Annotated in this window: 1 protein-coding gene; it reads left to right on the plus strand. The window is 70.3% G+C overall.

What is annotated here, in order from left to right:
- Positions 1 to 925, plus strand: a 925-nt coding sequence (locus IEZ17_RS41620; RefSeq protein WP_189308829.1) for an Ig-like domain-containing protein, incomplete at its 5' end; no start/stop codon positions are given.
- Positions 926 to 1,351 lie beyond the last annotated feature (426 nt).

Consider the following 1,351-nt stretch of genomic DNA (forward strand, 5'->3'; position numbering starts at 1 on the left):
CTTCCCGGGCGCGGGCGGTGGCGGAGGCAGCAGCTACGCGGAGCCGTCGGCGACCGACGTCGTGCTCCTCCGGGGCGTCAACCACGGCAACGGCAAGGCCATCGTCTCGTTCCGGTACGGGACTTCGGTCACGCTCAGCACGGACACCGCGACACCGCTGTTCGGCCACGCCGTCAACGTCACCGCCACCGTGGCCTCGGCCAGCCCGGGCGCGGGCACCCCGACCGGGTCGGTCACCCTCTCGGACGGGACGACCACGCTGGCGACCGTGCCGCTCAACGGCGGCAGGGCGACCTTCACCACCAGCAAGTTCCAGCCCGGGCCGCACAGGATCACCGCCACCTATGGCGGCGACCCCGCCTTCACGGCCGGTGCCACGGCCGCGCCCACCGACCTCACCGTCGGCTTCAGCCAGCCGTGCATCACGGACCACGACGGCCCGCTGACCGTGGCCGCCGACCAGTCGCTGTGCATCGCCCCCGGCGCTGCGCAGAACGGGCCGGTGGAGGTGCGGCCCGGCGCAGCGCTGGCAGTGTCGGGTGCAAAGATCAACGGACCGGTGGTCTCGGACGGTGCCCTCGCCGTCACCATCTGCCACTCGACCCTCGACACGCCGGTAACCCTCACGAACAGCAGCGGCTTCGTGCTGCTGGGCGACAGTGAGGGGACGGACTGCGCGGGCAACGCCTTCAAGGCCCCGCTGACCCTGAACGGCAACACCGGCGGCCTTGAGGTTTCGTCCAACACGATGTCGGCGCCGGTGAGGATCAACGACAACGTTGGCAGCGGCCTGCTGCCCGAGGACCTCGTCCCGGAATTCGAGGGCAACCAGGTCGGGGCGCCGCTGCGCTGCACGGGCAACACACCCGCCCTTCAGCAGTCAGGCAACACCGTGAACGGGCCGCACACCGGCCAGTGCAAGTGAGCTGAGCCCAGGGCCCTGCCCGGCCGATCTCGCCGGGCAGGGCCTCACGCTGAATTCCTCGAACAACGTACACAAATCGGCGCCGTAGTAAGCGGGTTGGTGGTGCAGGTCTCCCCATCCCCAGGGCCTGGCTCGGGCGTTGAGCCGGCATGTCGAGAGGCCTGCGGCTTGTCCGATCTCGGGTGGTCCGGCGAAGGACTGGCCAGCGAGGGCGGCCTTGCGGAAGATGCGCCAGAAGCCTTCCGGCCTCTTGGTATCGCCGCGAGTCAGTCGGCCTCCTGCGGGCCGCGCACGCCTGGTCCTTGTGGTGCCGCAAGGCCCGGCAGGGGCGCATCCCCCGCGGCGGCACCCACAGAGCGTGACCTGCACCGCGCCGTGCGTTACAGGACAAAGCGGTACATGTGCGCGATGATCGACTTATGCCCT

Origin of the sequence: Streptomyces albospinus, assembly GCF_014648695.1 — a bacterium.
GTDB lineage: Bacteria > Actinomycetota > Actinomycetes > Streptomycetales > Streptomycetaceae > Streptomyces > Streptomyces albospinus.